7 protein-coding genes and 2 pseudogenes are annotated in these 9,359 nt (G+C 73.0%); 4 read left to right on the top strand and 5 right to left on the bottom strand.

Features of this window, described 5'->3' with window-relative positions; translation table 11 throughout:
* From PV341_RS40980 to PV341_RS40970, 3 genes and pseudogenes are all read right to left on the bottom strand, one after another.
* Positions 1-686 (bottom strand): annotated as a pseudogene (locus tag PV341_RS40980) (transporter); the annotation flags it as partial.
* A 24-nt stretch (positions 687-710) separates the two neighbouring features.
* Positions 711-1,341 (bottom strand): annotated as a pseudogene (locus PV341_RS40975) (ABC transporter ATP-binding protein); the annotation flags it as partial.
* Between the two features lie 34 nt (positions 1,342-1,375).
* A complete protein-coding gene (locus PV341_RS40970) occupies positions 1,376-2,047 on the bottom strand; it encodes a bifunctional DNA primase/polymerase (RefSeq protein ID WP_500330315.1) in 672 nt (223 codons plus the stop codon).
* 251 nt (positions 2,048-2,298) lie between these two features.
* Between PV341_RS40970 and PV341_RS40965 the strand changes: the two genes are divergently transcribed.
* Entirely contained in the window at positions 2,299-3,681 is a 1,383-nt protein-coding gene (locus PV341_RS40965; protein WP_500330317.1) for an NsdA family TPR-like regulatory protein, read from the top strand.
* A 204-nt stretch (positions 3,682-3,885) separates the two neighbouring features.
* Positions 3,886-5,169, top strand: coding sequence for a hypothetical protein (locus PV341_RS40960; protein ID WP_500330319.1), 1,284 nt, complete (start codon positions 3,886-3,888; stop codon positions 5,167-5,169).
* A 147-nt stretch (positions 5,170-5,316) separates the two neighbouring features.
* Here the strand turns inward: PV341_RS40960 and PV341_RS40955 are convergent, their stop codons facing one another.
* Positions 5,317-6,591, bottom strand: a complete 1,275-nt coding sequence (locus tag PV341_RS40955) for an ABC transporter substrate-binding protein (protein ID WP_500330321.1) — start codon at positions 6,589-6,591, stop codon at positions 5,317-5,319.
* Positions 6,592-6,751: 160 nt separating this feature from the next.
* On the opposite strand from PV341_RS40955, the gene PV341_RS40950 reads away from it, so the two are divergent.
* Together PV341_RS40950 and purU are read left to right on the top strand one after the other, a co-directional pair.
* A complete protein-coding gene (locus PV341_RS40950) occupies positions 6,752-7,198 on the top strand; it encodes an SCO4402 family protein (RefSeq protein WP_499516865.1) in 447 nt (148 codons plus the stop codon).
* A 108-nt stretch (positions 7,199-7,306) separates the two neighbouring features.
* On the top strand, positions 7,307-8,185 hold the full coding sequence (gene purU, locus PV341_RS40945; RefSeq protein WP_499512450.1) for a formyltetrahydrofolate deformylase: 879 nt from the start codon (positions 7,307-7,309) through the stop codon (positions 8,183-8,185).
* Between the two features lie 51 nt (positions 8,186-8,236).
* On the opposite strand, the gene PV341_RS40940 is transcribed toward purU, so the two are convergent.
* Positions 8,237-9,142, bottom strand: a complete 906-nt coding sequence (locus PV341_RS40940) for an alpha/beta fold hydrolase (protein WP_500330323.1) — start codon at positions 9,140-9,142, stop codon at positions 8,237-8,239.
* Positions 9,143-9,359: the final 217 nt, after the last annotated feature.

Raw genomic sequence — 9,359 nt, 5'->3', positions numbered from 1 at the left:
CCGTACCCGCCCTCCCCCGCCGACCGCACCGCGTCCAGCGCCGACGCCGGCGGCAGCCAGCGCAGCACCGAGGTGAGGGCGCCGACCCGCTCCAGGCCGTGCCCGGAGGTGAGCGCGTTGGCGCCCAGGCTGACCAACTGGGCGCCCACCGCGACCAGCAGGCCGCTGAGCACCGCCAGGTCGCGTCCCTTGCGGCTGGTCAGCAACCGGGTGTTGGCCGCGGCGACGGCCCGCGACAGGGCCACGCACAGCAGCACGGTGAGCGGCACCGCGATCACCGCCGCCACCGCCGAGGCGGCGCCCGCCACGACGGACACCGCCGCGCCGGCCACCACCAGAAGGGTGAGCAGCGGCCCGACGCCGACCAGCGAGGACACCAGGAGCGCCCGGATCAGCGGCCGCGGCCGCAGTGGCAGCATCGCCAGCCGGGTCGGGTCGAGGGTGTCGTCGCCGCCGAAGACGAACAACGGCATGGCGGCCCAGCCGACCCCGAGCACGACCGCCACGCCGATGGCCGCCGAGGGCGCGTAGTCGTTCCCGCGCAGGGCGACCAGCCCCACGCCCAGGCCCAGCGCGTAGAGCAGGGACACCAGGCTGCCGATGATCCAGCCGACCCGGCGACCCGTCGACTGCCGCAACCCGTTGCGGAGGACCGACAGCTTGAGCCGTACGAAGGTGCCCGTCACGACCGGCTCGCCCCGGCCGGATCGTGGCCCAGTCGCACAGGCTCTCCACCAGCTCCATGACGTGCGAGGAGAAGACGACGGTCGCCCCGGAGCCGGTGTAGCGCTCCAGCACCCCGCGGATGACCTGGGCGGAGACGGGGTCGACCCCCTCGAAGGGCTCGTCCAGGAAGAGCACTTCGGGATTGTGCAGCAGTGCCGCGGCCAGGCCGATCTTCTTGCGCATACCCGTCGAGTAGTCCACGACGAGCTTGTTGGCGGCGCCGGCCAGGTCGAGGACATCGAGCAGCTGGGCGGCCCGGCGGTCGGTCTCCGCACCCGGGATGCCGCGCAGCCGGCCCGTGTACGCCAGCAGTTCGCGGCCGGTGAGCCGCTCGAAGAGCCGCAGCCCCTCGGGCAGGACGCCGATGCGGGACTTCACGGCGACCGGGTCGCGCCAGACGTCGGCACCGCCGACCTCGATGAGGCCGTCGTCGGGCCGCAGCAGGCCCGTCACCATCGACAGGGTCGTGGTCTTGCCCGCGCCGTTGGGTCCGACGATCCCCACGAAGTGCCCGGCGGGCAGGGTCAGATCGATCCCGGCGACGGCGATCTGCTGCCCGAAGCGTTTCCATAGTCCATGGACGCGTACGGCGGGCGCGACGGATGCATTCGGCATCCGCCCAGCCTATGACGACGGGGGTGGGGCCCGGCTAGCGTCCGCAGGCGTAGGCGAGGGGGGAGATCAGTTCCTCGGTGTCCGGCAGCCACCGGTTGAGGGCCGTGGGCCGGCGCACCCACTGGACGACGCCGCCCGTGCCGAGCCGCGTGGGCGGGGCCGGGACCCAGTCGCCGTCGCCGCGCACCACCAGGTCGAGCGAGGAGGGCGCCCAGCCGAGCCGGCGCAGCAGGTCCGGCGCCTTCGCGCCGGCTCCGGGCAGTACGAAGAAGATCATCCGGCGGGACGGGGTCCCGAGCACCGGGCCAAGCGGCAGTTCCATGCGCTCCATGCGGGCCAGCGCGAGGCAACCGGCGTCCTCCGGGACGTCGATGGCGTCGAAGGTTCGTCCGGTGGGGAGCAGGACCGAGGCATGGGGCTGCCGCAGCCACATCCTGCGTACCGTGGCTCCGCTCCCGCTCGCCTCACCGACCCAGCCGGGCCCGGTCGGGTGCGCCCCGGGCGCCGGGCAGGCGGTGTCGCCGCAGGAACAGCGCGGGGTGCGCGGACCGCCGCGGCCGGCGGCGGCGTCCTCGACGAGCCAGGCACCGGGCAGCACGTCCCAGTGCCGCTCCTCCGCGTACCCGACGGCGGCTTCGAGGAGTTGGCCGGCGATCCGCGGCGGGGCTGCGATGGTGTGTTCCACGGTGTCTTCCACGACCTTCACAACTGCGCTGCCCAGCGCGGGTTACGGGCGGTGACGTCCCGGCCTCGCGGCTCATGGCGGGCGCACGGGAGCACTGGTGGGGGCGCGCGGTAGGGGGAGGTCCGACATCCGGGTAGTCACCCTTGGGTGTGTAGGCATGCATCCCACCGCAAATTATGTCCTTTGCGGCGAATTTGAGTGGCGCGTACCGGGAAGGGATCTTCGGGAAGGGATCTTGAGGTCCCGAAAGCGGCAGCTGTGAGGGGGAGCCCATGGCCGCACGACCGCTCGTCGCACGCCAGCCGAACGAACGGCTGCAGGCACTGATCCAGGAGGCAGGCTGCTCCAACGCCGGATTGGCCCGCCGGGTCAACATGTGCGGCGCGGAGCACGGCCTCGACCTGCGTTACGACAAGACCTCCGTGGCCCGCTGGCTACGCGGCCAGCAACCGCGGGGCAGGGCACCGGCGATCATCGCCGAGGCCATCGGCCGGAAGCTGGGCCGCACCGTCACCATCGACGAGATCGGCATGGCCAACGGCAAGAACCTGGCCACCGGTGTCGGCCTGCACTTCTCGCCCACCGTGCTCGGCGCGATCGAGCAGGTCTGCGAGCTGTGGCGGAGCGACGTCGGCCGCCGGGACTTCCTCACCGGATCCACCGTGGCGGCCTCGGCCCTGGTCGAGCCCAGCCGGGACTGGCTGATCACCCGGGCCGACGCCCAGGTAGCCCGCGCCGGCGGGCAGCGTGTCGGCATGTCCGACGTCGAGGCGGTACGGGCGACCACCCGGGCGCTGAACGAACTCGACCACCGCTTCGGCAGCGGTCAGGTGCGCCCCGTGGTGGTGCACTACCTCAACAGCGTGGTCTCCGGGCTCCTCGCCGGCTCCTACCGGGAGGCAACGGGCCGTCAGCTCTTCTCGGCCGTCGCCCGGCTGACCGAACTCGCCGGCTACATGGCCGTCGACACCGGCCAACCCGGCCTGGCGCAGCGTTACTACATCCAGGCGCTGCGGCTGGCCCAGGCGGCGGGGGACCGCGCGTACGGGGGCTACGTCCTCGCCGCGGGGATGAGCCACCTCGCCGCGCAGCTCGGCACCCCGCGCGAGATCGCCCAACTCGCCCGCGCCGCCCAGGAGGGCGCCCGCGGTCAGGTCACCGCCACCGCGCAGGCCATGTTCTACGCGGCGGAGGCGCGCGGCCACGCGCTGATGGGTGACGCCCGGGCCTGCGGCGCCGTCGCGGGGCAGGCCGTGGAGGCGCTGGAGCGCTCCGAACCGGGCGACGACCCCGACTGGATCCGGCACTTCGGACCGGCCTACCTCGCCGACGAGCTCGCCCACTGCCACCGCGACCTCAACCAGGCACCGCAGGCGGTCCGCCGCGCGGAGGAGGCGCTGGCCGGGCACGCCCCGGACAAGGCCCGCCGCCGCGCGATCGGCCTGCTCCTGCTCGCCCAGGCACAGGTCCAGCAGCGGGAGGTCGAGCAGGCCTGCCACACCGGCGCCCAGGCCGTCGAACTGCTCGCCACGCTGCGCACCACCCGCGGCGCGGAGTACCTCGACGACCTCCGCCTGCGCCTGCAGCCGTACGCGGCGGAGAGCTCCGTCCGGGAGTTCGACGCCCGCCTGGAGGAGGAGGAACTGGCTGCGTGACGGCACGGGGGCGGGGGCGTCGCGCGCCCCCGTCCCGCGAATCGTTACAGGAACGACATCAACCCACCGGTAGGGGCACCCTGTTCTGCGACGGGGCGGCCCCCCGGATCCCGTCGGACCCACCGCGGCATGGTGACGTCCGAAGCAGACCCGGTAGCGTGAGCCGACGATTCCGTAGCGACGGAGAAGGCAGAGGTACCGGTGATGCACGGCGGACGCGGTGACGAGGCGTATCCGGAGGTGCACGAGGGCGTGGTGCTGCCCGCGGACGGGGGCATACCCGGCCCGGGAGCGACCGCGGCCTGGGGTTCCGGCCCCGCGGCCGGGCAGCCGTGGGGCGAGCAGCCCCAGGCGTACGGCCCCCCGCACCAGTCCCTCCCGGACACCGACGCGACGCAGCTCTTCCCGCCGTACCCGCAGGCGCGGCCGCCCATGCCGGCCCACGAGCCGCAGCAGCCCCCGGCGCCCCAGTTCCAGCCCGGCCCGGTGGCGGACGCCACACAGGTCCTGCCGCCCTACCCGATGCCCGGGGCCGCCCCGTACGGCGTACGCCCGGGCACCCTGGCCGACGCGGACGCGACCCAGCACCTGCCGCGCTTCGAAGACGCGCCGGCCCCGCAGCAGGCCCCCGGCTACGGCTATCCGCACGACCCCCAGGGTCACCAGGGCAACGACGCGATGCTCCCGGCACAGCAGCCCCACGACGACTTCGGGCACCTGTACCGCCAGGACGGCCCGCCCCCGCAGCAGCCCGGCTACGCGGCGTCCCCGGACTACGCACAGCCCGCCTACGGTCAGCAGCCCGCCTACGCGCCGCAGCCGTCCTACGACTACGACCAGCCCGCCCCGGCCCGTCGCAAGCTCACCCCGGCCGCGCTGATCGGCATCGTCGTCGGCGGCTGCGCCGTCGCCGGTCTCCTCGCGGGCGCCCTGATGAGCGGCGGGGACGACGACCCCGCCGCGGCCCAGTCCCCGTCGGCCTCGTCGAGCGCCTCGTCCCCGGCCTCCTCCGGGGGAGGCGACGAAGGCGCGGCGGAGGAGCAGGCCAAGGGGCTCGAGGCCCTGCTCAAGACGAGCGGCAGCAACCGGACCTCCGTGATCAACGCGGTCGCCGGCATCAAGGGCTGCCGGAACCTGGACGGGGCGGCCGCCGACCTGCGGGCCGCCGCGCAGCAGCGCAACGACCTGATGACGCAGCTGAAGTCGCTGCCGGTGGACCAGCTCCCCAACCACCAGGACCTTACCGACGCCCTCAACAAGGCGTGGACGGCCTCCGCGGCCGCCGACAACCATTACGCGGCCTGGGCCGACCAGCTCAAGGCCGGCAAGAAGCTCTGCCGTCACGGCCAGGCGCGCCACACCGACCAGTACGCGGCGGGCAACACTCAGAGCGGTACCGCCACACAGGCGAAATCGCGCGCGGCGGCGCTGTGGAACCCCATCGCGAAGAAGTACGGGCTGACGCAGCACCAGGGCGGTCAGCTCTGAGACGACGGGCCCCCGGGAACGGATCCCGGCCCCGGGGGACGTGAAGCGCCGGCGGCCGTGGCCGTCGGCGCTTCCCCGCTCCCGCCGCGGCACCCGCGGACCCCGGCCCCCGTGGACCCCCGGCGCCCGTGGACCCCCCGGCGCCCGTCAGCCCGGGGCGTTCTCCAGCGTCTTCGTCACGTCCACGAAGCCCTTGCGCGCGGCGACCAGTCGGCCCTTCTCGACCTTCTGGAAGGTGATCCGGCCGTTGACCAGGCGCGGCTGGTCGATGATGGAGGCCGTGTCCTGCTCGCGCCAGCCGAGCGGGGGCGTGAGGCCGTCGGTGGAGACGTCGTGCGCCTCGTCCAGCGCCTGCTTCAGCGACGGGGCCGTGACCGCCTGGTCCTTGCCCATCTTCTCGATGACCTCGGCGAGGGCCGTGTAGGCGATCCACGTGGTCTGCACGCCCGGGTCGTTCGGGTCGATGCTGTTGTCGCCGAAGGCGTACCTCTTGATCGTGTTCCGCATCAGCGCCCAGCGCGAGTCGGACGCCGGCGGGTACCAGCCGGTGACGAAGGCACCCTCCAGCGGGCTGTTGCTGCCGCCGGTGCTGTCCAGGGTGGACTGCTGGACGCTGCCGAGGACGGAGGCGATCTGGGCCTTGGGGCCGTCGACCAGGCCGGTGGCCGGGTCGGTGGTGGTCGTCCGGCGGAAGGCGTCGAAGAAGGTGGCGGTCTTGTCGCCGAGCGCGGCGCTCACGCAGTCGCCGGGGTGGTTGCTGCCGATCGCCCGCCGGGAGATCCCGTTGTAGTCGGTGGCGTCCTCGGGGGCGCGCAGGTCGGTGGCGCTGGTGCGGCCCTCGTCGCGCAGGCCGGCGTCGAGGAAGCGTGCGAAGAGGTCGCCCGCGGCGGTGTCGGGGCGTATGAGGCTCACCTTGTCGCACTTGCCCGCCAGTTGACGGCCGGCCCCGGCCATCAGCGCGGGCAGGCCGCCGTTGACGGGGTAGGAGAGCGGGCTCTCGAACTCGTCCTGGGTGATGCCGTAACCGCCGAGGTACGGGATCCCCTCGGCCTCCAGCGTGGAGGTGAAGGCGGCGCCGAACTGGCTGTAGGAGCCGACGACGGCGACCGCGCCCTCGTCGGCGGCGCGCTGGGCGCAGTCCCCGACGCCGAGGGCGCTGTTGTGGTCGTTGCAGGTAATGACCTTCAGCTCCCGGCCGGCGATGCCGCCGCGGGCGTTGACGTACTTGGCGAAGGCCTTGGCCATGCCGGGCATGCCGGGCATGTTGGTCGCACTGGTGTTCTCCGGAGCCCACGTCATGACGACGACCGGGCCCGTGGTGCCACCCGTCCCCCCCGGGAGCGTGCCGCATCCTGCCAGCAGGGCGACGCCGGCCATCGCGGATGCGAACGGAACGGCTCTGCGCGTACGCCAATCACTCATGGAATGGGAAGATTCCGCGTTTGTCGCAACACCAGGGTGAACGCGAGGGAACGGAGGGTCACCATCGGGTGAACAGAGTGTGTGGAGCCTGGAGCACGTACGATCGTGCACTGTGCAGAGTACGGAGAAGTCTTCCCGCCGCGGCACCCGCTCCTCCACGATGGGGGGCATGCCGCTCAACGACATGCCCTGGTGGCGCTGGCGCACGAACGTGCGCTCCGCGCTGCACATGATCAGCGACCCGGTGTTCCAGCGCGAAGTCTGGCTCACCGGGCAACCGGGTTACGGCGACGTGACCGACGCCGTCTACCGCCTGGTCGAGGACACCTGGCTCGACAACTGGTCCGCGGAGAAGTACGTGGGCACCGTCTTCCGGGACTCCCAGGAGGCGGCCCTGGTCGACGTGGCCGTGCTGCGGGTGCTGAAGATACTTCACCAGGTGGGCGCGGACGCCCCCGTCTCCGCGTACCTGGAGCACCACGCGTGGCCCGAGGCCGTGCGGGCCGCCCGCGAGGCGCACGTACGGATGGCCACCGGGGACGGCGAGGACCCGGACACGCCGCCGCGGTCACTGGACATCCTCAAGATCTACACACGCACGGCCTGAGCCGTCCGCGCGCGGCACGCGAGCGGGGTGCCACCTGCGACGACACCCAGGGCGCCCGGTTGGCGGACGCCTTGGAACGGCGGGGCGACTTTGTGCGACCCTAGCCCCGTGAACGCCGTCGACGATTCGCCGCCGCAGTCCCAGCAGTACATCCTCACCCTGTCGTGCCCCGACAAGGCGGGGATCGTGCACGCCGTGTCGAGCTACCTCTTCATGACCGGGTGCAACATCGAGGACAGCCAGCAGTTCGGCGACCACGACACGGGGCTGTTCTTCATGCGGGTGCACTTCTCCGCGGGCCACCCGGTCACCGCCGACAAGCTGCGGGCCAGCTTTGCGGCCGTCGCCGACGCCTACGCCATGGACTGGCAGATCACGCCCTCCGCCGAGCGGATGCGCATCATCCTCATGGTGAGCAAGTTCGGGCACTGCCTGAACGACCTGCTCTTCCGCACCAGCATCGGAGCGCTGCCGGTGGAGATCGCCGCCGTGGTCTCCAACCACACCGACTTCGCGGAGCTGGCGGGCTCCTACGACGTCCCCTTCCACCACATCCCGGTGACGAAGGAGAACAAGGCCGAGGCCGAGGCGGAGCTGCTCTCCCTGGTGGAGAAGGAGAACGTCCAACTGGTCGTCCTCGCCCGCTACATGCAGGTCCTGTCCGACCACCTCTGCAAGGAGCTGGCCGGCCGCATCATCAACATCCACCACTCCTTCCTGCCCAGCTTCAAGGGCGCCCGGCCCTACCACCAGGCCCACGCCCGCGGGGTGAAGCTGATCGGCGCGACGGCGCACTACGTCACCGCCGACCTCGACGAGGGCCCGATCATCGAGCAGGAGGTCGAGCGGGTGGGCCACGGGGTCAACCCGGAGCAGCTGGTCGCCATCGGCCGCGACGTGGAGTGCCAGGCCCTGGCACGCGCCGTGAAGTGGCACAGCGAGCACCGCGTCCTGCTCAACGGCCGCCGCACCGTCGTCTTCGCCTGACACCCTGCTGGCGGCCCCCGGAGCAGGCCGGGGCGCCGGCCCGGACGGGCCTCAGGCCTGGCAGACGGGCACGCCGGCGACGTCCGCCAGGAAGGTCTCGACCGCCGCGTACCAGGCTTCGGGCTGGTCCCAGGGGACGAGGTGCCCGGCGTCGGGGATCTCCGCGTACGAGCCCCGGGGCAGCACGCGCACCATCTCCTGGGCCTCTGCGCGGCCCAGCTCGCCGTCCCAGCCCCGCACGACGAGGGCGGGGCAGGACACCTGGGCCAGCTCGTCCCAGTGGGCGTCGTGGATCCAGGACTCCCGGGAGCGCAGCATGTGGCGCCGTTCGAACACCGGGCGCCAGCCGTCGGCGTGCTCCTCCATCACCTCGGCGAAGAACTCCCCGCGGGCCGGGCGGGAACCCTCCAGCCACGGATCCTCCTCGCCGAACCACCGGCGCACCGCGTCGGGACCGGCGAAGGGCAGCGGCCAGGCTCTGAACCAGTCCTCCCAGCAGCGCTGGCTCGCCTCCCCGAGGGCCACCGCGCGCATGTCGCACAGCACCACGGCCCGCACCAGCGACGGGCGGCGCACGGCGAGCTGCCAGGCGGTGAGGGCGCCCATCGAGTGCCCCACGACGGTGACCGGGGCGAGCCCCAGCTGCTCGACGACGGCGGCGGCGTCGGCCACGTAGGCGTCACGCGTGTAGGGCCCCTCGGGCTTGGCGCTTCTTCCGTGGCCGCGCTGGTCCAGGGCCACCACTCGGTGGCGGGCGGCGAGCCGCCGGGCGGTGCCGGCCCACTGGGAGGCCCGTCCCATCAGGCCGTGCAGCAGCAGGACGGCGGGCCGCGGCGCCTCCTCGGGCTCGGAGGCCGGCCCCGCCCCGGGCCCGGAGGCGGGAGCGGACCCGTCGGCGTACTCCCACGTCGTGAGCGGGAGGCCGCCCGCTCCGGTGACTTCGACGCGCCTGGCCATGTGCCGCACCCCCTGGTACGTGACGTTCAGACCCCCACGCTATCGAAATCCTGTTCGATATGCGTCTTCACACGCGCAACACCGCTCTTTCGAGTGACAACGCTCAAGGATTGCCGGCGCGCGCCGAGGGGAGGACTTCAGCGGGACGCGGCCCGGCGGGGAAGACGGGCAGCGGGGAGCCACCCGGACAGCTCGGGGATCCGGGTGGGCTCCACGG

It is taken from the genome of Streptomyces sp. PA03-1a (assembly GCF_033792805.1).
Lineage (GTDB): Bacteria > Actinomycetota > Actinomycetes > Streptomycetales > Streptomycetaceae > Actinacidiphila.
The sequence above is the reverse complement of the archived record's forward strand: the minus strand, read 5'-3'. Positions and strand labels throughout refer to the sequence as shown.